This is a genomic window from Streptomyces sp. RGM 3693, from assembly GCF_050471125.1.
GTDB lineage: Bacteria > Actinomycetota > Actinomycetes > Streptomycetales > Streptomycetaceae > Streptomyces.
The window spans coordinates 263,400-289,184 of sequence record NZ_JBMPPQ010000001.1 but is presented as its reverse complement, the minus strand read 5'-3'; the positions used below and the strand labels follow the sequence as shown (position 1 = coordinate 289,184).

At 70.2% G+C, this 25,785-nt stretch carries 23 protein-coding genes and 1 pseudogene; 20 read left to right on the top strand and 4 right to left on the bottom strand.

From position 1 onward, the window contains the following. The 3 genes from ACO0M4_RS01345 to ACO0M4_RS01335 are packed head-to-tail and all read left to right on the top strand — an operon-like array spanning position 1 to position 1,883. On the top strand, positions 1-723 hold the full coding sequence (locus tag ACO0M4_RS01345; protein ID WP_430367663.1) for a hypothetical protein: 723 nt from the start codon (positions 1-3) through the stop codon (positions 721-723). After that, positions 720-1,451 (top strand): hypothetical protein, encoded by a 732-nt coding sequence (locus tag ACO0M4_RS01340; protein ID WP_430367662.1) that lies wholly within the window; start codon positions 720-722, stop codon positions 1,449-1,451. The genes ACO0M4_RS01345 and ACO0M4_RS01340 overlap by 4 nt, the downstream gene beginning before the upstream one ends. Before the next feature lie 60 nt (positions 1,452-1,511). Beyond that, positions 1,512-1,883, top strand: coding sequence for a hypothetical protein (locus ACO0M4_RS01335; RefSeq protein ID WP_430367661.1), 372 nt, complete (start codon positions 1,512-1,514; stop codon positions 1,881-1,883). Here the strand turns inward: ACO0M4_RS01335 and ACO0M4_RS01330 are convergent. Beyond that, complete coding sequence (locus tag ACO0M4_RS01330) at positions 1,880-2,083, bottom strand: hypothetical protein (RefSeq protein ID WP_430367660.1); 204 nt, start codon at positions 2,081-2,083, stop codon at positions 1,880-1,882. The genes ACO0M4_RS01335 and ACO0M4_RS01330 overlap by 4 nt on opposite strands. Positions 2,084-2,308: 225 nt before the next feature. Between ACO0M4_RS01330 and ACO0M4_RS01325 the strand changes: the two genes are divergently transcribed. The 6 genes from ACO0M4_RS01325 to ACO0M4_RS01300 all read left to right on the top strand — a co-directional run bounded on the left by ACO0M4_RS01325 (position 2,309) and on the right by ACO0M4_RS01300 (position 9,101). Continuing rightward, entirely contained in the window at positions 2,309-3,229 is a 921-nt protein-coding gene (locus ACO0M4_RS01325) for a helix-turn-helix domain-containing protein (RefSeq protein ID WP_430367659.1), read from the top strand. After that, a complete protein-coding gene (locus ACO0M4_RS01320) occupies positions 3,180-3,302 on the top strand; it encodes a DUF397 domain-containing protein (RefSeq protein WP_430367658.1) in 123 nt (40 codons plus the stop codon). The genes ACO0M4_RS01325 and ACO0M4_RS01320 overlap by 50 nt, the downstream gene beginning before the upstream one ends. 91 nt (positions 3,303-3,393) lie before the next feature. Next, complete coding sequence (locus ACO0M4_RS01315) at positions 3,394-4,788, top strand: class II fumarate hydratase (protein ID WP_430367657.1); 1,395 nt, start codon at positions 3,394-3,396, stop codon at positions 4,786-4,788. A gap of 56 nt (positions 4,789-4,844) precedes the next feature. Next, complete coding sequence (fomD, locus tag ACO0M4_RS01310; RefSeq protein WP_430367656.1) at positions 4,845-5,579, top strand: cytidylyl-2-hydroxypropylphosphonate hydrolase; 735 nt, start codon at positions 4,845-4,847, stop codon at positions 5,577-5,579. Positions 5,580-5,825: 246 nt separating this feature from the next. Continuing rightward, on the top strand, positions 5,826-6,509 hold the full coding sequence (locus ACO0M4_RS01305) for a class I SAM-dependent DNA methyltransferase (protein WP_430367655.1): 684 nt from the start codon (positions 5,826-5,828) through the stop codon (positions 6,507-6,509). Between the two features lie 87 nt (positions 6,510-6,596). Continuing rightward, positions 6,597-9,101 (top strand): SpoIIE family protein phosphatase, encoded by a 2,505-nt coding sequence (locus ACO0M4_RS01300; protein WP_430367654.1) that lies wholly within the window; start codon positions 6,597-6,599, stop codon positions 9,099-9,101. Between the two features lie 251 nt (positions 9,102-9,352). Here the strand turns inward: ACO0M4_RS01300 and ACO0M4_RS01295 are convergent, their stop codons facing one another. Next, positions 9,353-10,546, bottom strand: coding sequence for an RNA-guided endonuclease InsQ/TnpB family protein (locus tag ACO0M4_RS01295; protein ID WP_430367653.1), 1,194 nt, complete (start codon positions 10,544-10,546; stop codon positions 9,353-9,355). A 155-nt stretch (positions 10,547-10,701) separates the two neighbouring features. Between ACO0M4_RS01295 and ACO0M4_RS01290 the strand changes: the two genes are divergently transcribed. Next, complete coding sequence (locus tag ACO0M4_RS01290; protein WP_430367652.1) at positions 10,702-12,165, top strand: catalase; 1,464 nt, start codon at positions 10,702-10,704, stop codon at positions 12,163-12,165. Between the two features lie 73 nt (positions 12,166-12,238). Here ACO0M4_RS01290 and ACO0M4_RS01285 read toward each other — a convergent pair whose 3' ends face one another. Beyond that, positions 12,239-14,551 (bottom strand): transglycosylase domain-containing protein, encoded by a 2,313-nt coding sequence (locus tag ACO0M4_RS01285; protein ID WP_430367651.1) that lies wholly within the window; start codon positions 14,549-14,551, stop codon positions 12,239-12,241. 283 nt (positions 14,552-14,834) lie between these two features. Between ACO0M4_RS01285 and ACO0M4_RS01280 the strand changes: the two genes are divergently transcribed. The 8 genes and pseudogenes from ACO0M4_RS01280 to ACO0M4_RS01245 form a co-directional block, all read left to right on the top strand. Continuing rightward, positions 14,835-15,785, top strand: coding sequence for an SPFH domain-containing protein (locus ACO0M4_RS01280; protein WP_430367650.1), 951 nt, complete (start codon positions 14,835-14,837; stop codon positions 15,783-15,785). Further along, the gene (locus ACO0M4_RS01275; protein ID WP_430367649.1) at positions 15,782-16,114 is read left to right on the top strand and encodes a hypothetical protein; all 333 of its coding nucleotides are present in this window, start codon (positions 15,782-15,784) and stop codon (positions 16,112-16,114) included. The genes ACO0M4_RS01280 and ACO0M4_RS01275 overlap by 4 nt, the downstream gene beginning before the upstream one ends. A 188-nt stretch (positions 16,115-16,302) precedes the next feature. After that, on the top strand, positions 16,303-16,989 hold the full coding sequence (locus ACO0M4_RS01270; RefSeq protein WP_430367648.1) for an ABC transporter ATP-binding protein: 687 nt from the start codon (positions 16,303-16,305) through the stop codon (positions 16,987-16,989). Then, complete coding sequence (locus ACO0M4_RS01265; protein WP_430367647.1) at positions 16,986-19,358, top strand: FtsX-like permease family protein; 2,373 nt, start codon at positions 16,986-16,988, stop codon at positions 19,356-19,358. Before ACO0M4_RS01270 ends, ACO0M4_RS01265 begins: the two co-directional genes overlap by 4 nt. A gap of 174 nt (positions 19,359-19,532) precedes the next feature. Then, entirely contained in the window at positions 19,533-20,057 is a 525-nt protein-coding gene (locus tag ACO0M4_RS01260; RefSeq protein WP_390018425.1) for a PadR family transcriptional regulator, read from the top strand. After that, positions 20,054-20,740 (top strand): ABC transporter ATP-binding protein, encoded by a 687-nt coding sequence (locus ACO0M4_RS01255; protein ID WP_430367646.1) that lies wholly within the window; start codon positions 20,054-20,056, stop codon positions 20,738-20,740. Before ACO0M4_RS01260 ends, ACO0M4_RS01255 begins: the two co-directional genes overlap by 4 nt. Continuing rightward, a complete protein-coding gene (locus tag ACO0M4_RS01250; protein WP_430367645.1) occupies positions 20,737-23,151 on the top strand; it encodes an FtsX-like permease family protein in 2,415 nt (804 codons plus the stop codon). Before ACO0M4_RS01255 ends, ACO0M4_RS01250 begins: the two co-directional genes overlap by 4 nt. A 3-nt stretch (positions 23,152-23,154) precedes the next feature. Further along, positions 23,155-23,439: pseudogene (locus tag ACO0M4_RS01245) on the top strand (dihydrofolate reductase family protein); the annotation flags it as partial. A 57-nt stretch (positions 23,440-23,496) separates the two neighbouring features. Here ACO0M4_RS01245 and ACO0M4_RS01240 read toward each other — a convergent pair. After that, on the bottom strand, positions 23,497-24,456 hold the full coding sequence (locus ACO0M4_RS01240; RefSeq protein ID WP_430367644.1) for a LysR substrate-binding domain-containing protein: 960 nt from the start codon (positions 24,454-24,456) through the stop codon (positions 23,497-23,499). Positions 24,457-24,596: 140 nt separating this feature from the next. Between ACO0M4_RS01240 and ACO0M4_RS01235 the strand changes: the two genes are divergently transcribed. Both ACO0M4_RS01235 and ACO0M4_RS01230 read left to right on the top strand, forming a co-directional pair. Continuing rightward, the gene (locus ACO0M4_RS01235) at positions 24,597-25,151 is read left to right on the top strand and encodes a peroxiredoxin (protein ID WP_100600015.1); all 555 of its coding nucleotides are present in this window, start codon (positions 24,597-24,599) and stop codon (positions 25,149-25,151) included. 5 nt (positions 25,152-25,156) lie between these two features. Continuing rightward, on the top strand, positions 25,157-25,690 hold the full coding sequence (locus tag ACO0M4_RS01230; RefSeq protein ID WP_265361299.1) for an alkyl hydroperoxide reductase: 534 nt from the start codon (positions 25,157-25,159) through the stop codon (positions 25,688-25,690). Positions 25,691-25,785: the final 95 nt, after the last annotated feature.

Here is a 25,785-nt window from a genome sequence, read left to right as displayed (position 1 = left end):
TTGGATCTCGCCACCACCGGAGCCATATCCTTTACACTCCTTTTCCTCGTCGCCGCTCCGCTCTACCTCTGGCACGACCATGTCGGCTCTTCGACCACACAACACCGCCGCCGACAGGAGATGCTCAAATCCTTTGATGGGCGTCCGGAGGTCGTCGTGCGGCTCACTGGAACCGGAATGTCTCGCGAGGAGACGATCTGGCTGGCCAGACAGCACGGATACGAAATCTGGAAGTGGGAAACTTACAACCGGACCGGGTTCCACATGCGGATGCGTCGCGTGCAGCCTCCCTCCCCTCCGGCGGGGCCGGTCGCCGCGTGGCAGACAGTCTATCCGCACACCCCGAACAATCCTTATCAGCAGCCTGGCTTTCAAGGAATCCCAGACTTTCAGGGGAACCCCGGGAACACGTACTTTTCCGCGCCCACTCCGAGTGAACTTCAGACCATTCGGAGGGAACTCTACCGGACACGCAGTCCATGGAACTGGTACCAACTGCTCCCCATACTGGGAGGCATCACCGCCGTGGTCGGCACCGAAACCGTCAGGGACCTGATCTCTGGTCGTCCTTATTTCGTGGAAGCCGGGATCAGTGCGGCCTGCCTGGCCGGCGCGGCCGCGGCCTTCGCAGCGGGGCGGGCCGCTGCGCGCCGTAAGGCCGGCGCCCTCCAGGACGCCGCACAGCGAACCGTCCCGCCTGCCCAAGGAACCGAAACGCGATGAACATAGCATTTGAACTGTCCTCCGCATTCAAAGAGATCAAGGCGGGACTGAGTCGCGAAGAGGCACGGCAGGAAGTCGTATCGCGAGCCGCGGCGAAAGGAATAGATCGCCCGGCAGGCGAGATTGACGAAGTCACGGACCTGTACGAGAGGGCATCAGCCATGCTCTTGGCGGACGGGGTCGTTTACGCCGCCTCCTGCCATGGGGAATTTGACGATGAACGGTCTACCGGCACCTTGACCATAGGACTCAGCCCTCTCGCCTACGCCGACGCATCCGTTGCCGTCGAAGGCATTCGCGAGGTGATGGCCAAAAAGCGTGCAAACTTTTCCGAGGTCAGCCTTCTGGAACTTCCGTGCGGAAATGCCGTCGTGGCGATCCAGCAGACACCGGCACTCCGTATCCCCGGTGAATTCACCACCACAGGTCAAGACATACCTATAGATGTCGCTCAGCTTCAGGCGTTCATTCCGGTGCCTCAGGAGGCCGTACCGGAAGAACAGGCCCTGGTCACGATCACGTTCAGCACGCCGAGTGTCGACCACTGGCCCGAATACAGCGAGATCGTGGCCGAGTTTCTTCGCACTCTGCGCTTCCTACCCGATGCGCATGACGAGGACATGGATGTGCCCCCGTCATCGCCTGCCGCAACTGAAGAGGCAGAACGGCCGCGGAATCCTATCCCGGCAGTACCGGCCGACCGGGCCGACATGTCGGCATTCGGATAGGAAGCGCCTGAAGGAACCGTCGGCCCGGACCACTGGACGGACAACTGGTGTCGGTGTCCCATGAACGAAGAAGCGACGGCAGCGACTTTCGACGGGCGGCCGTCCGTCGAGCTCGTCCTCACCGGCCTGGAGGCGCACCGGGCGGACCACATCACCTGGATCGCCACGGAACTGGGCTATGCACTCAGCGGGCACGAACCGTACGGGCGCGGACAGCACCGACTGCGGTACACCCGCGACGACAGCCCGGCGGCCCGGCAACGCGCCCAGGTCGGACTGAATCGGGTACGGGCCGCGGGTAGTTGGGGTGCGGTGACCTCCCAGCCCTGGCCGACTGCGTACGCCCTGGATCCTTCTCTCGTCACGCCCTTGCGGGCGGCACGGGCGGCCCGGTTTCCGGTGCCCCCGCCGGTTCGGCCGCCCCGCCTCTAGTGGCCCTTGTGGCGGGGACAGGTGCACGGTGGCCACGCCTGGGAGAGGCCGTAGAGGTCGAAGCGGTCGCCGGCTACGACGTGGATCTGGGCGCGTTCCTGGATGACGCTGCCGTCGCGGGTCGTGGTGTAGACGCGCAGGGTCATCAGTGATTGCCGGGACCGCGGGCTCGGTGAGGTGTGGCCGGTGCTCGTGGCCATGGTGACGCTCCTGTTCGGTGGGGGGTGTTGACGCTGTCCCGTTAGGGGCGAGGGCGGGTGCCGGGTTTCGTCGTGGGATGCCCCTAACCTTCAGCGGGGTCGTTACTTTCCGTGTTCCCATCGTTGCTCTGCGGCGTAACCTTGAGAAGGGAGTGAGAGCTGATTCCTCCAGACGTAAGAATGGGAAGTGAGGTCGTGGCCAAGGAAATTGATCCGGCGTCATCGATGGCGGCGCTGTTCGGCACACGGCTGCGGAAACTCCGGCTCGCCGCCGGGCTGACGCAGGACGCGCTGGGGCAGCGCGTACGGACGCACAGCACCCGCATCAACCAGGTCGAGCGGTGCACGGGCGCCAAGCCGACGCTGGAGCTGGCCCGGGCGTTGGACGAGGCGGTGGGGGCGGACGGTTTGCTCGTCGACCTGTGGCCGTACGTCTACCGCGAGACGTTCCCGGACTGGTCGCGGAAGTTCATGGCGCTGTCGGAACGGGCGTTGATCATTCGTGAGTACGCGGCTGCCGTGATCCCCGGCCTGCTGCAGACCGAGGAGTACGCACGGGACTTGCTGAGCCTTGACCACACGCTGCTCTCGGCGGAGCAGTTGGAGGAGAGGGTGGCCGCGCGACTGGGAAGGCAGGCCCGTTTGGAAGGGCGCGACTGTCCTGAGCTGTCGGTCGTTCTCGACGAGGCCGTACTGGTGCGTCCCGTCAGCAAACCCGCCGCGATGCGGGCGCAGTTCGCACGGCTGCTGGAGGCTGCGGACAATCCGCGCATCACGGTGCAGGTCCTGCCGTTCAGCAGCGGCAAACACGAGGCGATGGGTGGGTCGCTCACCGTGCTGACCATGCCGGACGGCTGCGATGCGGCCTATCTCGAAGGCGCAGACTACGGCCAACTCGTTGAGGAACCCGATGAAGTGAAGACGTACCGTGTGGCCTACGAGCGGCTCGGGCTGCTGGCCCTGCCGCCGAATATGTCGCTCGACATGATCCGATCCGCGATGGAGGGAACCTACCGTGGTGAGCGCGTCCCGTCCCGATCTGAGCGCCGCCGTGTGGCGCAAGTCCAGCTACAGCAACCAGGCGGGTGGCAACTGCGTGGAGGTGGCCGACGGTCGCCCCGGCGTCGTCCCCGTTCGGGACAGTAAGGATCCGGGAAGGCCGGGCCTGGTGTTTTCCGCCAGCGCCTGGGACGCCTTCATAGGCGTGCTCAAGGGCTGACGAGCGGGGCCGGCGTCCGCCTGGGGCGCAGGCAGGTGACATCCGTCGCGGGGCCGGGAACAGATCCCGCTTCGCGGGCACTGTCATAGGCATGAGTGAAAACAGCGCATTCAGGATCGAGCACGACTCGATGGGCGAGGTGCGGGTGCCCGCGCACGCCAAGTGGCGGGCCCAGACCCAGCGGGCGGTGGAGAACTTCCCGATCTCCGGGCAGCGGCTGGAACGGGCGCACATCGAGGCGCTGGCGCGGATCAAGGGAGCGGCCGCCAAGGTCAACGCCGAGTTGGGGGTGCTGGGCAAGGACGTTGCGGAGGCCATCGCGGAGGCGGCGGCCGAGGTGGCCGAGGGGCGGTGGGACGAGGACTTCCCGGTCGATGTGTTCCAGACGGGGTCCGGGACGTCGTCGAACATGAACGCCAATGAGGTGATCGCGACCCTCGCCAGCGAGCGGCTGGGGCGGGATGTGCACCCCAATGACCACGTCAATGCGAGTCAGTCGTCGAACGACGTGTTCCCGTCGTCCATTCACATCGCGGCGACGTCCGCGGTCCGGGGCGACCTGATTCCGGCGCTGGAGCACCTGGCGGCGGCGCTGGAGCGGAAGGCGGCGGAATTCGCCGCGGTGGTGAAGTCGGGGCGGACGCATCTGATGGATGCGACCCCGGTGACACTGGGGCAGGAGTTCGGGGGGTACGCCGCGCAGGTGCGGTACGGCATCGAGCGGTTGCGGGCGTCGCTGCCGCGGCTGGCCGAACTCCCGCTGGGGGGCACGGCGGTGGGGACGGGGATCAACACTCCGCCGGGGTTCTCGGCGGCGGTGATCGCGGAGGTGGCGCGGGCGACGGGGCTGCCGCTGACGGAGGCGCGCAATCACTTCGAGGCGCAGGGGGCACGGGACGGCATCGTCGAGACGAGCGGGCAGCTGCGGACCCTCGCGGTCGGGCTGACGAAGATTGCGAACGATCTGCGGTGGATGGCGTCGGGGCCGCGGACCGGGCTCGCGGAGATCAATTTGCCGGATCTCCAGCCGGGTTCGTCGATCATGCCGGGGAAGGTCAATCCCGTTATTCCGGAGGCGGTGCTGATGGTCGCCGCGCAGGTCATCGGAAATGACGCGACGGTGGCGACGGCCGGCGCGGCCGGCAATTTCGAACTGAACGTCATGCTGCCGGTGATCGCGCGGAATGTGCTGGAGTCGGTGCGGCTGCTGGCCAATGTGTCGCGGCTGCTGGCCGACCGCACGGTGGACGGTATTACCGCGAATGTGGCGCGGGCCCGCGAATACGCCGAATCCTCGCCTTCGGTGGTGACGCCGCTGAACAAGTACCTCGGTTACGAGGAGGCGGCGAAGGTCGCCAAGCAGTCGCTCGCGGAGCAGAAGACCATCCGGGAGGTGGTGATCGAGGGCGGTTACGTCGAGCGCGGTCTGCTGACGGAGGAACAGCTCGACGAGGCACTGGACGTGTTGCGCATGACCCGTCCGTAACGAGCGGTGCGGCACATGTCACCGCACGCGTAACGCGACGCCCCTAAGATCTGCGCATGACAGCGGACATGGTGGAGACGACGGAAGGCGAGACGGCCGGCGAGCACGCACCGGTGGCCGGGGCGGGGCGTACGGCGGCGGAGCAGGGGCGTTGGGCGCCCGGGGACCACGTCCTGTGGCGCTACCGCGACAACGCCGATCCCCGCCGGTTCCACATCTGTCGTCCGATGACCGTTGTCCAGGACACCGAGGAACTGCTCGCGGTGTGGATGGCGCCGGGCACCCCGTGCATCAAGCCGGTGCTCGCCGACGGCACGCCGGTGCACCGCGAGCCGCTCGCCACCCGCTACACCAAACCGCGGCGGACCCTGCGTGACCAGTGGTTCGGCCACGGTGTGCTGAAGCTGGCCCGGCCGGGAGATCCGTGGTCGGTCTGGCTGTTCTGGGAGAGCGGCTGGCACTTCAAGAATTGGTACGTCAATCTGGAGGAGCCGCGCCGCCGTTGGTCGGGCGGAATCGACTCACTCGATCATTTCCTCGACATCTGTGTCTATCCGGACCGGCGCTGGGAGTGGCGGGACGAGGACGAGTTCGCGCAGGCCCGGCGGGACGGGCTGGTGACGGACGCCGAGGCGGACGACGTCAGATCCGCCGGACGCGCCGCGGTCGCACAGATCGCGGCGTGGGAAGGGCCGTTCGCCGACGGCTGGGAGGACTGGCGGCCCGATCCCGCCTGGGACGTTCCCGCGCTTCCGGAGAACTGGGACCACCTGCCTGATCGTTTGCTGTAGTGAGGCGGCAAACGCGAAAAGAAGAGAATGAAGAGAGTGAAGGGGGCGAACGGTGGAAAGGTGCGCCTATGGGCAAAGCTGTTTCCGGCCGGGTTCCCCTGGGGTTCCCGCCGGGCGAGAAGCGGTACCCAGCCCCCTTGCTGCACCCTGGGCCTTCAAACGTAGGATCGTCCTCCGCAAGACTGCACAGGCGCAACTCCAGAACGAGAAAACGAACTTGACAGCGGTCGCAGGAGGGGCGAAGTCGTGAGCGCGAGAAGCTACGACGCGTACGAGGGCCTGAACCGGTTAGCACTCGACCGGGCCGGACAGGCCGAAGCGTTCGACGCGATCGGTGACCAGTACGAAACGGCTTTTCCGCATAAGGACGGCCAGATCGCCTCGGGCGCATGGCTGAGCGGGGAACTGCCGACCGAGGCGCGGATCCTCGACGCCGGGTGCGGCACCGGACTGCCGACCGCCCGTCAACTGTCCGACGCCGGCCACCGGGTCGTGGGAATCGACCTCTCCCCCGGGATGGTCAAAATCGCCCAGGGCAACGTCCCGGGCGGCGAATTCCACCGGCTGGACATCGCCGATCTGCGCGGTGGTCGCCTGGGCGGTCCCGGTTCCTTCGACGGAATCACCGCCTATTTCTCCCTGTTGATGATGCCCCGTGCGGAAATCCCGTGCGCCCTGGGCATGCTGCACGACCTCCTGCGACCCGGCGGGTTGATGGCCCTGGCAATGGTCGAGGGCGATATTGACGACTTCCCCATTCCGTTCCTCGGCAGCACGATCCGGGTATCGGGATATCTGCGGGACGACCTGCGCCGGGTCGTGCGCGACGCGGGTTTCGACATCGTCGGGGAGGACTCGTATGCGTATGCCCCGTCGAGTACGGACGTACCACCCGAAATCCAGCTCTTTCTGCACCTGCGACGCGCTTGAGACGCACCGCGTCAGGCGCGTCCGCTCGGGCGACGCGCACCGAACGCGGCGCGCCTGCGCCAGCCCCGGACGGATGGAACCCCACGCGTGACGGAGCATCCCACCTCCCACGAAACGCGGCAGTCGGCCCCGACCGCCGCGTCCTCGGCATCCCCTGCTGCCGGGACGGCCGGGACGGCGCCGCTCGGCGGCGTCCCCGACCCGCGCAGCGCCCTCCAGCAGCCCGCCGGCACCGGTCACGAGCCGGCGCCGGGGACGGGGTTCGCGGTGCGCGGGGGTGACGACATCGGCCTCGGCGGCGAGGTGGTCGAGCCCGCCGCCGCGGCCTGCGCGGGACCGCCGGCCGGGCAGGGGGACGCCGAGCCGGCCGCCGATCACGGCCCGGCCGGTGACGGCGCACGGGCGTACGGTGCCGCCCGCGCGTCCCGCGACAGTTCCTACGGCGGATACGCCGGGTCGTACGAGGGCTCGTACGACCCGTACGGGGAGGTGGCCATGCCCGCGGAGAGGCGGCCGGACGCGGAGCCGGGCGCGGAGCGCGCGGCGGTCCGCACGGGCCGGCCGGTGGCGCAGGGCGCGGTGGACCGCGCCGGCGCGCCGGAGCCGGGTGAGGAGCCGGGGCATGCACAGCCGCGGCCCGGCAGCGAGGGCATCGGGCGGCCGCGGGAAGGCGGCCCGTCGTCCTGGACGCACGGTGGAGAGGCGGGCCCGGGCGGGCTGCCGCCGGGGCCGCCGCCGGGCGTACGGGGCGGCGGACCGTCCGGTGCGGAGCTGCCGCCTCCGGCGGGGCCGCCGCAGCCGCCCGCGGTGCCGCCCGCCCGGTCGGCGCATCCGGGCGAGAGCGGTGAGAGCCGGGAGACGGCCGCGGCCCGGCAGGCCAGCGGTGACCGGTTGCGGTTCATCGGGGCGGCGACCCGGCGGATCGCCCGCGGGATAGACCTGGACGAGATCGTGCTGGGGCTGTGCCGGGCGACGGTGCCGACCTTCGCCGACGCGATCCTGGTCTATCTGCGCGATCCGCTGCCGGTGGGCGACGAGCGGCCGACCGGCCCGGTGGTGCTGCGGCTGCGCCGCACCGACCGGATCCCGGAGGAGCCGGACACCAACGGGCTGCGGCTGCCGGTGCTGCCCGCGCAGCCGGATCTGGGGCCGGCGATGGGCGGCAGCGCCGCGGAGCTGTCGGAGGTCCGCCCGGGCGGGCCGCTGGCGGAGGTGCTGCGCGGGGTGCGGCCGCTGTTCGGTGAGGCGCAGGCGGCGCGGACCGCGCTGCCGGAGTTGCTGGGGCCGGACACCCGGCTGCCGGGCGGCCACCGGGTGATCCTGGCGCCGTTGCGCGGGCGCCGGCGGGTGATCGGTGCGGCGGTGTTCCTGCGCCGCCCGGACCGGCCGGCGTTCGAGCCGGACGATCTGCTGGTGGCGGCCCAGTTGGCGACGCACACCGCGCTGGGCGTGGACAAGGCGGTGCTCTACGGCCGCGAGGCGTACATCGCCGATGCGCTCCAGCGCACCATGCTGCCGGACTCGTTGCCGCAGCCGACCGGTGTGCGGCTGGCCAGCCGCTACCTGCCGGCGGCGGAGACCGCCCGGGTGGGCGGCGACTGGTACGACGCGATCCCGCTGCCGGGCAGCCGGGTGGCGCTGGTCGTCGGCGACGTGATGGGCCACTCGATGACCTCGGCGGCGATCATGGGACAGCTGCGGACCACCGCGCAGACCCTGGCGGGGCTGGACCTCCCGCCGCAGGAGGTGCTGCACCACCTCGACGAGCAGGCCCAGCGGCTGGGCTCGGACCGGATGGCGACCTGCCTGTACGCGGTCTACGACCCGGTGGCGCACCGGATCATCGTGGCCAACGCCGGTCATCCGCCGCCGGTGATGCTGCACCGCGGTGGGCGCGCGGAGGTGCTGCGGGTGCCGCCGGGTGCGCCGATCGGTGTCGGCGGGGTGGACTTCGAGGCGGTGGAGCTGGACGCCCCGGCGGGCGCCACGCTGGTGCTGTACACCGACGGCCTGGTGGAGTCGCGGATCCGGGACGTGTGGACCGGCATCGAGCAGCTGCGCGAGCGGCTGGCCGAGACGGCCCGGTTGACCGGGCCCAATCCGCCGCCGCTGGAGCCGCTGTGCGACGAGGTGCTGGACATGCTGGGGCCGGGCGACCGCGATGACGACATCGCGCTGCTGGCGGCCCGGTTCGACGGGATCGCGCCGAGCGACGTCGCGTACTGGTACCTCGATCCGAAGGCGCAGACCGCGGGGCAGGCCCGCCGGCTGGCCCGGCGGGCGCTCGCCCGTTGGGGCCTGGAGGAGCTGTCGGACCAGCTGGAGTTGCTGGTCAGCGAGGTGGTGACCAATGCGGTGCGGTACGCCGAGCGGCCGGTGACGCTGCGCCTGCTGCGGACCGACGTGCTGCGCTGCGAGGTCGGGGACGATGTGCCGCAGCTGCCGCGGCTGCGGCAGGCCCGGCCGTCCGACGAGGGCGGGCGGGGGCTGTACCTGGTCAACCGGATGGCCCGGCGGTGGGGTGCGACCCGGTTGAGCATGGGCAAGGTCGTCTGGTTCGAGCTGTCGATGCCGCCGGGGACGCGTAGCTGAGGGCGCGTGCGAAGGGGACCCCGTCCGGACACCGGGCGGGGTCCCCTTCGCACGTGGGGGGACTCGTCCGGACGCCCGGGTCCCCTTGCCGACATGCCACCGGCCACGTTGACTGCTTGGGTGGGACGAAAGGGACTTAAGGGACCAGCTGCCCCCGGAAGGGACTGACGGCCCCCTGCCCACCCCACCGCCAGTCATCGAACGGGAGACATTCCTCCATTGACTCTCCCCCTCGTTAACGAGGGGGATTCTCACGGCTTGCGCCGTGATGCTTTCTGTTTCGTCGCCGACTGCCCGCCCGGAGTTCTCCGTTGAGGTCTTACACCAGCTCCACAGACAGACACCGAAAGTCCTTCGGCCAGAATGTTGCGTGCCGCGTTCACGTCCCGGTCGTGGGTCGTGCCGCAGTCGCACGTCCAGGTGCGGACGTTGAGCGGCATCTTCGATGCGAGGGTGCCGCAGACGGAGCACAGCCTGGAGGAGGGGAAGAAACGGTCGACCGCGATCACCTCGCGGCCGTACCAAGCGGCCTTGTACTCCAGCAGGCTCCGGAACTCCGACCACGCCGCATCACTGATGGCGCGGGCCAGAGTGTGGTTCTTGACCATGTTGCGCACAGTCAGATCCTCGATCACGATCGTTTGGTTCTCACGAACGAGTCGAGTGGTGAGCTTGTGGAGCCGGTCACGACGGGAGTCCGCGATCCGCGCGTGGATCTTCGCGACCCTTTGCCGGGCCTTGGCCCGGTTGTTCGACCCCTTGTCCTTCTTCGCGAGAGCGCGTTGGGCCTTCGCGAGCCGGGCACGGTGCTTACGCTCATGCTTCGGGTTGGTGATCTTCTCGCCGGTCGAGAGGGTCAGCAGACGGTCCAGACCGGCATCGATCCCGACGGTCGTGTCGGTGGCGGGGAGCGGCTTCACGCTGGGGTCGTCGCACAGGATCGAGACGAACCAGCGTCCGGCCGCGTCCTTGGAAACGGTCACCGTGGACGGCTTCGTGTCCTTGGGGAGCGGTCGGGACCACACGATCGCCAGCGGCTCCGTCATCTTCGCCAGGGTGAGCCGGCCGTCCCGGAAGCGAAACGCCGAGCTGGTGTACTCCGCACTGGCGCGGGCCTGCTTCTTGGACTTAAAGCGCGGAAATCTGGCGCGCTTGGCGAAGAAGTTGGTGAACGCGGCTTGCAGGTGCCGAAGGCACTGCTGGAGTGGAACCGAGGAGACCTCGTTGAGGAACGCCAGTTCCTCGGTTTTCTTCCACACGGTCAGCATCGCGGAGGTGGCGTTGTAGTTGACCCGCTCCTGACGCAGCGTCCATGCCTCTGTGCGGGCCTGGAGCGCCATGTTGTAGACCTTGCGCACGCATCCAAAGGTGCGCGACAGCTCCGCTGCCTGCGCATCCGTCGGAGAGAAGCGGTACTTAAACGCCCGCTTCACGCAAGTGGACATAGCTCACACGCTAACACGACAACTAGTGACCTACTGGGGGCTGTTGGTGGTGAACAACGAATCACCCGACGGCGATTCGTCTCCCCTTGCCCTGCTCCGCAGGGGCTCCGCTTCCTCCCCCACGCAAACGTGGGGGTATCCACGAAGGAGACAGGATGACCAGCACCGCGCAGAACGTCCCGCGCACGACGACCAACACCGGTGTCCCGGTGGAGAGCGACGAGCATTCGCTCACCGTGAGTCCGGACGGCCCCATCCTGCTTCACGACCACTACCTGATCGAGAAGATGGCCCAGTTCAACCGCGAACGGGTCCCCGAGCGGGTGGTGCACGCCAAGGGCAGCGGCGCGTACGGCTTCTTCAAGGTCACCAATGACGTCAGCCAGTTCACCAAGGCGGACCTCTTCCAGCCCGGCAAGAACACCGAGATGCTGGCCCGCTTCTCCACCGTCGCCGGCGAGCAGGGCTCCCCGGACACCTGGCGCGACCCGCGTGGCTTCGCCCTCAAGTTCTATACCGAGCAGGGCAATTACGACTTGGTGGGCAACAACACGCCGGTCTTCTTCGTACGGGACACGATCAAGTTCCAGGACTTCATCCGTTCGCAGAAGCGCCGTCCCGACAACGGGCTGCGCGACAACGACATGCAGTGGGACTTCTGGACGCTCTCGCCGGAGTCGGCCCACCAGGTCACCTGGCTGATGGGCGACCGCGGCATCCCCAAGACGTACCGACACATGAACGGGTACGGCTCGCACACCTACATGTGGGTCAATGCGGGCGGCGAGAAGTTCTGGGTCAAGTACCACTTCAAGACCGACCAGGGCATCGACTTCCTCACCCAGGCCGACGCCGACCGGCTGGCCGGCGAGGACACCGACTGCCACCGCCGTGACCTCTACGAGGCCATCGAGAGCGGCAACGCCCCGTCGTGGACGCTGTACGTGCAGGTCATGCCGTTCGAGGACGCCCCGGACTACCGCTTCAACCCGTTCGACCTGACCAAGGTGTGGCCGCACGGCGACTACCCGCTGATCGAGGTCGGTCGGATGACGCTCAACCGGAACCCGGATGACTACTTCATCCACATCGAGCAGGCCGCGTTCGAGCCGTCCAACATGGTGCCGGGCATCGGCCCGTCCCCGGACAAGATGCTGCTCGGCCGGCTGTTCTCGTACCCGGACACCCACCGGTACCGGATCGGCCCGAACTACGCGCAGCTGCCGCCCAACCGGCCGCACATCCCGGCCCACTCGTACGCCAAGGACGGCCCGATGCGGTTCGACCCGGCGCGCACCGCCCGGCCGTACGCCCCGAACTCCTACGGCGGTCCGGCGGCCGACACCGTGCAGTACGGGGAGCCGGCGGGCTGGGAGAGCAGCGGCGAGATGGTGCGCGCGGCGTACACGCTGCGCCGGGACGACGACGACTTCGGACAGCCGGGCACGATGGTCCGCGAGGTGCTGGACGACGCGGCCCGCGACCGTCTGGTCGGCAACGTCTCCGGGCACCTGCTGAACGGGGTGAGCCGGCCGGTACTGGACCGGGCGCTCCAGTACTGGCGGAACATCGACAAGAAGCTCGGTGACCGGATCGCCAAGAAGGTCAACGGCGGCTGATCCGGGCAGGGAGCACAGCGGCCCGCACCCCTGGGGGGGTGCGGGCCGTGGTGGTGCCGGGTGGCCGGGCGGGTCAGCCGCCGAAGTTCGGCAGGTTGTTGCCGCCGTTGGCGTTGGTGCCGCCCGGGTTGCCGCCGGTGCCGCCGGTGCTGGTGCCGCCGTTACCCGTGGTGCCACCGGTGCCGGTGGCACCGCCGGTACCCGTGGTGCCACCGTCCGGCGGGGTGGAGCCGCCGCCGGTCGGCGTGGGACGGCCGGACGGCCGGCCGGAGTTGCTGTCCGACGGGGTGGTGCTCGGCGTCGGGGTGACCGGCACGGAGGGCGTCGGGGTCGGCGTCGGGGTGACCGGCGCGGACTGGGTCGGCGTCGGGGGGGCGGGCGGCGGGACCGCGGCGCCCATGTCGGTCTCCAGGTCGAAGTCGCCGCCGGTGCTGTCGCCGAGCGCGGTCTGGGTGTAGTCGGCCCAGACCCGCGCCGGGTAGCCGCCGCCGTTGACCCGGCCGCCGCCGCCGGCGCCCTTGAGGGTGACCTGTTTACCGCCGCTGGGCGACTCGCCGAACATGCCGACCGCGGTGACCAGGTTGGGCGTGTAGCCCACGAACCAGGCCGACTTGTTGTCGTCGGAGGTACCGGTCTTGCCGGCCGCCTTGTAGGCGGTGTTCTTGACCGCGTCCGAGGCGGTGCCGTCGTTGACCACGCCGGTCAGGACCGAGGTGATGGTGTCGGCCGTGCGGCGGGAGAGCACCTGGTCGCCGATCGGGTCCTTGAGCGGGACCTCCTTGTCGGTGCCGTCCTTGCTCTGGACGGCCTTGACCACCAGGGTCGGGGTGACCTTGACGCCGTGGTTGTCGAACGTGGCGTACGCCCCGGCCATCTGGAGCGGGCTGGCGCCCATGGTGCCCAGGGTCATGGCCGGCTGGACGTCCATCTTGGAACCGTCCATGCCCAGGCCGACCGCGGTCTTCTTGACCTGGTCCAGGCCGACGTCGGCGCCCATCTGCGCGAAGACCGCGTTGACGGAGTTGTTGGTCGCCGTCTGGACGGTGATCTTCCCGTAGGTGTGCTCGTCCTCGTTCGGCGGCGCGAAGGGCGTGGTGCCGCCGACGACCGGACGGCGGTTGCGGCCCTCGTAGATCGCGTTGGGGGTGATCGGGACGCCGCCCCGGGTCATCGCGTGGTTCTCCATGGCCGAGGCCAGGATCAGCGGCTTGAAGGTGGAGGCCGGCTGGTAGTCGGAGCGGGTCGCGTTGTTGGTGTAGTGCTGCGGGTAACCCGCGCCGCCGTACAGCGCCACGACGTGGCCGGTCTTGGGGTCCACCGAGGTGGCGCCGAGCTGGACGTCGCGGTCGACCGAGCGCCGGTCGGGCGAGAGGCCGTCGGTGAGCTTCTGCTTGACCGCCCCTTCCAGCGCCTTCTGCCGGTTCTTCTCGATGCCGAGGGTGACGGTCCAGCCGCCGGCCTCGAATTCGCTCTCGTCGACGCCCTGGGCGAAGAGTTCCTTCTTGGCCGCGGTGATGATGTAGCTGGCCTGGCCGGTCAGACCGGGCAGCGGCTTGGGCGGCTTGGGCACCGGGAACTTCTGCTTGGCGCGCTCCTCGGGCGTGAGCCACTTCATCTCGACCATGTTGTTGAGCGTGTACGCCCAACGTTCCTGGACCAGCTGCTTGCCGGCGTCGGAGGCGATGGCCCAGTCGTACTGGTTGGGCGCCTGGAGCAGCGAGGCGAGGTAGGCGCCCTGCGCGACGGTGAGCTTGTCGGAGTCCACGCCGTAGTACGCCTGCGCGGCGGCCTGGATGCCGTAGGCGCCGCGGCCGTAGAAGCTGGTGTTGATGTAGCCGGCGAGGATCTCGTCCTTGGTGAACTTCTGGTCCACCTTGAGGGAGATGACGATCTCCTGGAGCTTGCGGGAGACCGTCTGCTCCTGGCTCAGGTAGTAGTTCTTGACGTACTGCTGGGTGATCGTCGAGCCGCCCTGCTTGCCCTTGCCGCTCAGGGTGTTGATGACGCCGCGCAGGGTGCCCTTCAGGTCGACGCCGGAGTCGTCGTAGAACGTCTTGTTCTCGGCGGCGACGAAGGTGTGCTGGACGGCCTTGGGTATCCGGCTGAGCGGGACGGTCTCGCGGTTGACCTGGCCGACCCGCGCCATGACCGAGCCGTCCGCGTACTTGAAGACGTTGCTCTGGAGCTTGGCTTCCTTGTTGCCGGCCGGGACGTCCACGTAGAGGTAGAGCCCGACGCAGCCGAGGATCCCCAGGAGGCATACGCCGAGGAAGGTCCCGACGATCTTCTTCCAGGTGAAGAAGCGGCGTATGCCGGACTTCTTCTCGTTCTTTCCGGCCCGGCGGGCGCTGTCCTGCCGCGCCCGCCTCGCGTCCGCTCGGCCCATCGCTCGTGCAACTCCAGTCGTTCCGCCCCCGGCATAACTCAGCTGTTGAAGCTAACACCGCATCTGTCAACAAATACTCATCGATCAAGGCTTTTCCCGACGTGACAAACAGCACGGGAAAAGCGGGCAACCGTCCCGGTACCGGGCCGCCCCCCTCTGGACCGCAGCAGGCCAGCCCGTTAAAGTGATATCACTTTGCTAGACCAGCGAAAGCACGCACTGCGGTGCACATCACGCACCGCGCCACGCGTCATCCACGCGTCATCCACGAAACGGGGACCCCATGACCGATCCGACACCCACCGCCGTCGACTCCGTGGACGCCCCGGAGATGCCCGCGCCACAGGTCCGCGAGCGGGCCGCGCACAGCATCCCGGGCGGGCTGGCCCTGCTGCTGACCGTCCTGGGCGTCGCCCTGGGCATCGCCATGATCATCATCGGCGGAGTCGCGGGCAACGCCGGCCGCAACGCGGTCGCCGTACCCCTGGTGATCGCCGCGATCCTGCTCCTGGCGGCCTCGGTCTTCTGCATGACCGGCGTGAAGATGGTCGCGCCCGGCGAGGCCCGGGTAATCCAACTCTTCGGGCGGTACGTCGGCACCATCCGCACCGACGGCCTGCGCTGGGTCAACCCGCTCACCACGGCCCGCAAGATCTCCACCCGGGTCCGCAACCACGAGACCGCGGTCCTCAAGGTCAACGACGCCTACGGCAACCCGATCGAGCTGGCCTCGATCGTCGTCTGGAAGGTCGAGGACACCGCCCAGGCGCTCTTCGAGGTCGACGACTTCCTGGAGTTCGTCGCCACCCAGACCGAGGCGGCCGTCCGGCACATCGCCATCGAGTACCCCTACGACGCCCACGACGAGAACGGCCTCTCGCTGCGCGGCAACGCCGAGGAGATCACCGAGAAGCTCGCCGTGGAGCTGACCGCCCGGGTCCAGGCCGCCGGCGTGCAGATCATCGAGACCCGCTTCAGCCACCTCGCCTACGCCCCGGAGATCGCCTCCGCGATGCTCCAGCGGCAGCAGGCCGGTGCGGTCGTCGCGGCCCGCCAGCAGATCGTCGAGGGCGCGGTGGGCATGGTCGAGTCGGCCCTGGAGCGGATCAACGAGCAGGGCATCGTCGAGCTGGACGAGGAGCGCAAGGCCGCCATGGTCAGCAATCTGATGGTGGTGCTGTGCGGCGACCGGGCCGCCCAGCCGGTCCTGAACACGGGCTCGCTCTACCAGTGAGTGCGGACGCCCCCCAAGGGTCAGGCGCGGACCGTGAACGGTCCGCCGGCCGCCGGCCGCAGCAGCGCAAGCAGGTGCTGCTGCGGCTGGACCCGCTCATCCACGACGCCCTCAGCCGTTGGGCCAACGACGAGCTGCGCAGCGCCAACGCACAGATCGAGTTCCTGCTCCGCAAGGCACTGACCGATGCGGGGCGCCTGCCACGGGGAGCGGGCGCCCCGCCGCGACGGGGGCGACCGCCCAAGCGACGGGAGCCGGCGGAGGGGTCGACGGAGGGGACAGCGGAGAGGTCTGCGGAGAGAGGCGACGGGGCGCCGGACGACGCGTGACACCGGGCGACGCGTGACGCCACGCCATGCCTGTCACGCCCCGCCCCGCCCCGCCACCCCACTAGAAACCCCGTCTATACATCATGCGTATACACCTCATGTAGAGTGCGGTTCATGTCCCTGGGCCGGCGCTGCCCTTCGCGCGCCCGACCTTCGCCATGCCCTGCCCGCACTCCCGGAGGCCCCGTATGACCCCGGCCGGTTCCCTGCTCGAAGCCCGCGCACTGCACAAGGCGTACGGCCCCACGCCCGCGCTCGACGGCGCGGACTTCGCCCTCCACGCCGGTGAAGTGGTCGCCGTGATGGGCCCCTCCGGGTCCGGCAAGTCGACGCTGCTGCACTGCCTCGCCGGGATCATCCGCCCCGATGCCGGCACCGTCCGCTACGGGACGCACACCCTGACCGAGCTCAGCGACGCGCGGCGCAGCGCACTACGCCGCACCGACTTCGGCTTCGTCTTCCAATTCGGCCAACTCGTACCGGAGTTGACCTGCCTGGAGAACGTCGCCCTACCGCTGCGACTGAACGGCACCAAGCGCAAGGAGGCCGAACGGCAGTCCCGCGACTGGCTGGAACGGCTGGAGGTGGACACCGTCGCGGCCCAGCAGCCCGGGGAGGTCTCCGGCGGCCAGGGCCAGCGGGTCGCGATCGCCCGCGCGCTGGCCGCCCGACCGCGGGTGATCTTCGCCGACGAGCCCACCGGCGCGCTGGATTCCCTCAACGGCGAGCGGGTGATGGGCCTGCTGACCGACGCCGCGCGGGACACCCACGCGGCCGTCGTGCTGGTCACCCACGAGGTGCGGGTCGCCGCGTACGCCGACCGCGAGGTCGTGGTGCGGGACGGCATCGCCCGGGAGATGGTGGGCACGGCATGAGCGCCGGCACCACGACGACCACCGGGGGTGGGCCGCGCGGCTGGGCCCGGGACCTGGGCATGGGGGTGCGGTTCGCGGTCGGCGGCGGCCGCGAAGGAGCGATCCGCACCCTGCTCACCGCGCTGGGCGTGGGACTGGGCGTGGCGCTGCTGCTCACCGCGTCGTCCCTCCCGGCCATCCAGGCGCACCGGGCGGAACGCCGGCTGGCCGCGCAGCCGACGGACACCGACCGGGCGCTGCCGCCGACGGCGTCGACGCTGGTCGCGGCCGACCTGCACACCCTCTTTCGGGGCCGGCCCGTCACCGGCGCGATGCTGCGTCCGGACGGCCCCGAGGCGGCAGCCCCGCCCGGGGTGGACGCCCTGCCGAAGCCGGGCGAAATGGTGCTCTCCCCCGCGCTGCGGGAACTCCTCGCCGAGCCGGGGAACGCACTCCTGCGGGAGCGGCTGCCGTACAAGGACGCCGGCACGATCGGGCCGGCCGGTCTGGTCGGTCCCGCCGACCTGACGTACTACCTCGGCAGCGCCACGCTGAGCCCGGACACCGGCGGCCGGCGGGTCTCCGGGTTCGGCGTCTCCCGGCAGAGCGATCCGTTGGACCCCCAGCTGCTGGCGCTGATCATCGTGGCGTGTGTGGTGCTGCTGATGCCGGTGGCCCTCTTCATCGCGACCGCGGTCCGGTTCGGCGGGGAGCGCCGGGACCGCCGGCTGGCCGCGCTGCGGCTGATCGGCGCCGATGCCCGGATGACGCGGCGGACGGCGGCCGGTGAGGCGCTGTTCGGGGCGCTGTGCGGGCTGCTGGTGGGCGGGGCGCTGTTCCTGGCGGGCCGGCAGCTGGCCGGCGGGATCACCCTCTGGGACGTGAACGCCTTCCCGTCCGACGTGGTCCCGCATCCGTTGCTGGCGGCGCTGGTGGTGCTCGTCGTGCCGCTCTCCGCCGTCGTCGTCACGCTCCTGGCGCTGCGTCGGGTCAGCATCGAACCGCTGGGCGTCGCGCGCAACAACGCGGGCCGCCGGCGTCGCCTGTGGTGGCGGCTGCCGTTCCCGCTGGTCGGGCTGGCGCTGCTGTTCGCCAACGGCCGGATCGACAGCCGCCCTAGCGTCAACCCGTACCTCGTCGCCGGCGGTGCCACGCTGTTCCTGCTCGGGGTGACCCTGCTGCTGCCGTGGGCGGTGGACGCGGTGGTGGCGCGCTTCCGCGGCGGGTCGGTGCCCTGGCAGCTGGCCGTGCGGCGGCTCCAGCTCAGCGGGGGCGCCGCCTCCCGCGCGGTCAGCGGGATCACCGTCGCGGTGGCCGGGGCGATCGCGCTCCAGCTGCTGTTCTCCGCGATCCAGGGCGACTTCATGAAGGTCACCGGGCAGGACGCCAAGCGGGCGCAGCTGGAGGCGTCGGTGCCGTCCCACGACATCGACACCATCCGCACGATGATCAGCGAGTTCCAGCAGGCCCGGGGCGTCCGTCGGGTCATCGCCTCCGTCGACGGCAGCGCGACCCGCCCCGGGCCGATCCGCGAGGGCGAGGCGTTCGCGCCGAGCACGCGGGTCACCGTCGGCGACTGCCCCAGCCTGGGCGAGCTGGCGCACACCGGCCCGTGCAAGGACGGTGACGTCTTCCTCGTCCGGGACCACACCGGCCAGGTCGACGACGCCTACATCAAGAAGACCGCGCGGCCCGGCGCCACGGTGGACTTCGCCCGGACCGACGGGCCGAAACTGCCGCACCACCCGCGGCTGTGGACCATCCCGAAGACGGCCCGCACCGTCGAGTCCCGCCCCGACCCCATGGGGATGCCGTCCTTCGGCATCCTCGCCACCCCGGGCGCCCTGGACGCGAAGCTGCTGGACGACCCGCAGGCCCGCGCCATGATCAAGATCGACCCGGACGTCCCCGACGCCGTCGAGCACGTCCGCAACACCGCGGCCCGGGTCAACCCGCTGACCACGGTGAACGCCCTGCAGAACCTCGAACGGGACACCCAGTACACCAGCGTGCGGACCGGACTGCTGGTCGCCGCCACCGCGACCCTGGCGCTGATCGCCGCCAGCATGCTGGTGACGATGCTGGAGCAGTTGCGCGAGCGCCGCCGACTGCTGTCCGTCCTGGTCGCCTTCGGCACCCGGCGGGCCACGCTGGCCTGGTCGGTCCTGTGGCAGACCGCCGTCCTGGTGGCCCTGGGGCTGGCCCTGGCGGTGGCCGCCGGTATCGGGCTGGGTCTGGCGCTGCTGTGGATGGCCAACAAGACCAGCATCGACTGGTCGGTGGTCTGGCCGCTGGTCGGCGCCGGGGGCGCCCTGGTCGTGGTGGTGACGCTGCTCAGCCTGCCGCCGCTGTGGCGGATGATGCGACCGGACGGGCTGCGCGCGGAGTGAGCGCACGCGGTGCGGACACGAGGCCCGGGACGGGACGCGGGGCCGGGCGAGGGGCCGGAATGCGACTCCGGCGCCCGCCCGCACCACTTCCGACCAGGCCGTTCCCGCACCACCCCGCACACGTATACAACGTGCGTATACACCAGCAATACACCCCCGAGTAAGGTGGTCGGCATGTCAATCGGTCATACGCTGCTGGGCCTCTTGGAGTCCGGCCCCCGCCATGGCTACGACCTCAAGCGGGCCTTCGACGAGCACTTCGGACAGGACCGGCCGCTGCATTACGGGCAGGTCTACTCCACGATGTCCCGGCTGTTGAAGAACGGCCTGGTCGAGGTGGACGGCGTGGAGGCCGGGGCGGGCCCGGAGCGTAAGCGGTACGCCATCACGGACGCCGGGGTCACTGACGTCGCCCAGTGGCTGGCCCGGCCGGAGAAGCCCGAGCCCTACCTCCAGTCCACGCTCTACACCAAGGTCGTACTGGCCCTGCTGACCGACCGGAACGCCGCCGAACTCCTCGACACCCAGCGCACCGAGCACCTGCGTCTGATGCGCGGCCTGACCGAGCGCAAGCGCACCGGGGACCTGGCCGACCAGTTGATCTGCGATCACGCGCTGTTCCACCTGGAGGCCGACCTGCGCTGGCTGGAGCTGACCGCCGCCCGGCTGGACAAGCTGGCGGAGGCGGTCGGCGGATGACCCCCGAGGGATCCCTGCTCGCCGCGGAGGGTCTGCGCAAGGCGTACGGGCCCACGCCCGCCCTGGACGGCGCGGACTTCTCCATCCACCCCGGCGAAGTGGTCGCCGTCATGGGCCCCTCCGGGTCCGGCAAGTCGACGCTGCTGCACTGCCTCGCCGGGATCATCCGCCCCGACTCCGGCACCGTCCGCTACGGGACGCACACCCTGACCGAACTGGGCGACGCCCAGCGCAGCGCACTGCGCCGCACCGACTTCGGCTTCGTCTTCCAATTCGGCCAACTCGTACCGGAGTTGACCTGCCTGGAGAACGTCGCCCTACCGCTGCGACTGAACGGCACCAAGCGCAAGGCAGCCGAGCGCCAGGCCCGCGACTGGCTGGAGCGGCTGGAGGTCGAGGGCGTGGACAAGCAGCGCCCCGGTGAGATCTCCGGCGGCCAGGGCCAGCGGGTCGCGGTCGCCCGCGCCCTGGCCACCGAGCCCCGGATGGTCTTCGCCGACGAACCCACCGGCGCCCTGGACTCCCTCAACGGCGAGCGGGTGCTGACCCTCCTGACCAACGCCGCCCGGGACACCAATGCCGCCGTCGTGCTGGTCACCCACGAGGCCCGGGTCGCCGCCTACTCCGACCGGGAGATCGTCGTCCGGGACGGCCGGGTGAAGGACATGGCGGGCTGGATATGACCATGCTCCGCTCGCAGCCCGAGGGCGAGCGGGACACCGCCGCACCCGCACCGCCGCCCGTGACCCCGCGCACCGGGCCGCTCGCCTGGGCCCGCGACCTCGCCATGGGCATGCGGTTCGCGGCCGGCGGCGGTCGGGAGGGCTGGATCCGCACCACCCTGACCGCCGCCGGGGTCGCCCTCGGCGTGGCGGTCCTGCTGCTCGGCGCCTCCGTACCGACCCTGATGAACGCCTGGCACGGCCGGGAGAAGGCCCGCGAGAACCTCGGCCAGGCGCACCCGCCGCCGCGCACCGACCGCACCCTCCTCTACACCTCGGTGGACACCACCTTCCGTGGCACCAGCATCCGCGGCCGGCTGGTCGATCCGGACGGCGCGCATCCGCCGGTGCCGCCCGGCGTGCGGCACCTGCCCGGCCCGGGCGAGATGGTGGTCTCGCCGGCCCTGAAGGAGCTGCTGGCCGCCCCCGACAACGCACTGCTGCGCGAGCGGCTGAGCAGTTACCGGATCGTCGGAGTGATCGACGATCAGGGCCTGCTGGGCCCCAAGGAACTCACCTACCTCGCGCGCACTGACTCCCTCGGCGGACGCGGCGGCTACCGCATCGACCACTTCGGCAAGAACTGGGACCCACAGCCCCTGAGCACGCCCGCCCTGGTCCTGGTGACCATGACGTGCGTGGCGCTGATGACGCCGGTGATGGTCTTCATCGGCACCTCCGTGCGCTTCGGCAACGAACGTCGGGAACTCCGGCTGGCCGCCCTGCGCCTGGTCGGCGCCGACGTCCGCACCACCCGGCGGATCGCCTCCGGCGAGGCGCTGTTCGGCTCGCTGCTCGGACTGTTGGGCGGCGGGGTGCTGTTCCTGCTCGGCCGCCTGCTGGCCCCGTCCATCACGCTGTGGGACATCAACGTCTTCTCCTCCGACGTCAGCCCCAGCCCGCTCGCCGCGCTGCTGATCGCCGTCCTCGTCCCAACCGCCGCGGTCCTGGTCACCCTGGTCGCCCAGCGCGGCATCACCATCGAACCGCTCGGCATCGTCCGCAAGCGCACCCCGGTCCGCCGCCGGCTGTGGTGGCGGATCGCGCTGCCGGTCGTCGGCGCGGGCCTGCTGGTGCCGATGGCCATCCGAGCGCGCCCGACCGACAACCCACTCGACGCCACCCGGCTCGCGGTCGGTTCGACGCTGCTGCTGTTCGGCGTCACGGCACTGCTGCCGTGGCTGGTCGAGCGGGTCGTGGGCCGGCTGCGCGGCGGCCCGGTCCCCTGGCAGCTGGCGGTCCGCCGACTCCAGCTGAGCAGCGGCCCGGCGACCCGCGCGGTCAGCGGCATCACCGTCGCGGTGGCCGGCGCCATCGCCATCCACATGCTGATGACCGGCTCGCAGGCCGGCTTCGCCGCTGCGTACGCCAAGTCCGGGCGGGTGCCGCAGATCAGTTTCTGGGGCCATGCGACCGGCTGGCAGCAGACCGAACGGGCGCTGGACGCGCTGCGCGCCACCCCCGGGGTCACCACCGCCCGCGGCCTGACCAGCGCCAACTCCGGCCGGATGCCCGCCCCGGGCCTCGACACCAGCCGCGTTTTCCCCGGCATCATCGCCGTCGGCCCCTGCGCCGAGCTGCGCAAGGTGGCCGACCTGCCGTCCTGCCGGGACGGCGATGCCTTCGTCACCGACGCCCGCGCCGCGGGCGTCAGGACCATCGCCCCCGGCGCCACCATCGACCTCAACCCGGCGGAGGGCTACGGCGAGCCCAGCACCACCCCCCACCCCTGGACGGTCCCGCCGTCCGCCCGCGCCGCCCACCTCATCCCGGTCGAGGACGGCCACCGCATCTACTACGACCTGCTGCTGACCCCCTCGGTCCTCGACACGTCCCGGCTCAGCAAGCCCGACATGGAGATCCTGGTCCGTTTCGACCGCGACGCCCCCGACGCCGTCGAGCGCATCCGCAACACCGCGGCCCGGATCGACCCGACGATGTACGAGGGCTCGTCCATCGACAACCCGCACGACCGGCAGTACACCGGCGTCCGCAACGCGCTCTTCATCGGCGCGGTGATCACCCTGCTGCTGATCGGCGCGGGCCTGATCATCTCCACCGTCGAGCAGCTCTACGAACGCCGCCGACTGCTCTCCACCCTCGACGCGTACGGCACCCGCCGCGCCACCCTCGGCTGGTCCGTCCTGTGGCAGACCGCCCTGCCGGTCGCTCTCGGGCTGGGCCTGGCGCTGGCCTGCGGCCTGACCCTGGGGTCGCTGCTGCTCGCCGTCATCGGCAGCGGGGTGACCGTCGACTGGCCGGTGGTCGCCGGCATGACCGCCATCGGCGCCGCCGTGATCCTCTTCGTCACCGCCCTGAGCCTGCCGCCCCTGTGGCGCATGATGCGCCCGGACGGCCTGCGGACGGAGTGAGGCACCCCCGCCCCGGCCGTGGAACTGGTCGCCACCGACCCCGTCGCAACCGTCCGCGCGCTCAAGCAGGAACCCGGCAAGGACATCTGGCTCCTCGGCGGCGGCGAACTGGCCGGCGCCCTCTACCCCGAGATCGACCAACTCCTGCTCAAGGTCGGCCCGTTGACCCTCGGCACCGGCATCCCCCTCTTCGGCCGGTACACCCCCTTCGACGTCCGCAGCTGGCAGCTGACCGACCACACGGTCCTCAAGAGCGGATCGGCGTTCCTGACGTACGACCGGGCGTGACACGGGAAACCTCAGGGACCGCCCACGAACGGGTGGCCGCCGGCCCCTTGAAGTTCCTCACGCCTGCGCGATCCGCACCGGCAACCCCCGCAACGCCCCCCGCAACGCCGCCGCGAACTCCTCGAACTCGTGCTGCCGCGCCGAGCCGGCCCGCATGGCCAGCGCGATCCGCCGGGACGGAGCCGGGTCGGCGAAATAGCCCGTGGCCAGCTGATCGTTACGAGCCGTCTCCACCCGCAGTGCGGTACGCGGCAGCAGCGTCACGCCCAGCCCGCCGGCGACCAGTTGGACGAGCGTGGAGAGTCCCGCCGCGCTGGTCGTGACCGGTGTGCCCTCCTCCCGGCCCGCCTCGCGACAGATGTCCAGGGCCTGGTCCCGTAGGCAGTGGCCTTCGTCCAGGAGCAGCAGGTCGAGTTCCTTCAGGGCGGCGCGGGGGATGTCGCCGCGGCCGCCGAGCCAGTGCTCCTTCGGGGCGACCAGCACGAAGTCCTCGTCGAACAGCGGGATTTCGGTGACCTGCGGGGCGCCGAGCGGCACCGCGAGCAGCAGCAGGTCCAGCCGGCCGTGCGCCAGACCGTCCAACAGGGAGGCGGTCTGCTCCTCGTGGACCTGGAGGTCCAGTTGCGGGTAGGTGTCGTGGACCAGGCGCAGCACGGCGGGCAGCAGATACGGGGCGACGGTCGGGATGACGCCGAGGCGGAGCACGCCGGTGAAGGGCGCGCGGGCCGCCTCCGCCTCCTCCATCAGCGCGCCGACCGCGTCCAGGACCACACGGGCCCGAGCCGCCACCCGCTCCCCCGCCGGCGAGAGCAGCACCTTGCGGGTCGTACGCTCCAGGAGCTGGACGCCCAGGGTTTCCTCCAGTGCGGAGACCGCGCCGGAGAGTGCCGGTTGGCTCATGCCGATCTCGGCCGCCGCCTCGCGGAAGTGCAGGTACTCGGCGACCGCGGCGAACGCCCGCAGCTGGGCCAGGCTGGGCTGGCGGGGCCGCCCGCCGGAGCTCACAGGTGAAGCCACTGATAACCACCTCCGATCAACATCCACAAGTCTAGCTATTTCCCTGATCAATGCCTCCTGTGGCACCGTGTTACCCGTCCAAGCCTCAAGGAAAGACCAGAAAGACCCCGTAAGGGACTTTCTTGCAACAAGGAGAGCGCGTGCTCACTGTCGGTGACAAGTTCCCCGAGTTCGACCTGACCGCCTGCGTCTCGCTGGAGAAGGGCAAGGAGTTCGAGCAGATCAACCACAAGACCTACGAAGGTAAGTGGAAGATCGTCTTCGCCTGGCCCAAGGACTTCACCTTCGTGTGCCCGACCGAGATCGCCGCGTTCGGCAAGCTGAACGAGGAGTTCGCCGACCGTGACGCCCAGGTCCTCGGCTTCTCCGGCGACTCCGAGTTCGTGCACCACGCCTGGCGCAAGGACCACCCGGACCTGACCGACCTGCCCTTCCCGATGCTCGCGGACTCCAAGCACGAGCTCATGCGCGACCTGGGCATCGAGGGCGAGGACGGCTTCGCGCAGCGCGCCGTCTTCATCGTCGACCAGAACAACGAGATCCAGTTCACCATGGTGACCGCCGGCTCCGTCGGCCGTAACCCCAAGGAGGTCCTCCGGGTCCTCGACGCGCTCCAGACCGACGAGCTGTGCCCCTGCAACTGGAGCAAGGGCGAGAACACCCTGGACCCGGTCGCCCTGCTGGCTGGTGAGTGACACCCATGGCTCTCGATGACCTCAAGTCCGCGGTTCCGGACTACGCCAAGGACCTGAAGCTGAACCTCGGTTCGGTGATCGGCAACTCCGACCTGCCGCAGCAGCAGCTGTGGGGCACGGTGCTGGCCTGCGCCATCGCCTCGCGCTCCCCCAAGGTGCTGCGCGAGCTGGAGCCCGAGGCGAAGGCGAACCTCTCCGCCGAGGCGTACACCGCCGCCAAGTCGGCCGCCGCCATCATGGCGATGAACAACGTCTTCTACCGGACGCGCCACCTGCTCTCCGACCCGGAGTACGGCACCCTGCGCGCCGGTCTGCGGATGAACGTCATCGGCAACCCGGGCGTGGACAAGGTCGACTTCGAGCTGTGGTCGCTCGCCGTCTCCGCCATCAACGGCTGCGGCATGTGCCTGGACTCGCACGAGCAGGTGCTGCGCAAGGCCGGTGTCGAGCGCGAGACGATCCAGGAGGCCGTCAAGATCGCGTCCGTCCTCCAGGCCGTCGGCGCCACCCTCGACGCCGAGGCCGCCCTCGCCGAGTAAGGCGCGGCGGAGCGGGTGGCGTTCGCCCCCGCACCATGCCCCATGCAAAACCCCCGCGGACCTCGTGTCCGCGGGGGTTTTGTGCGTGGGGCCCT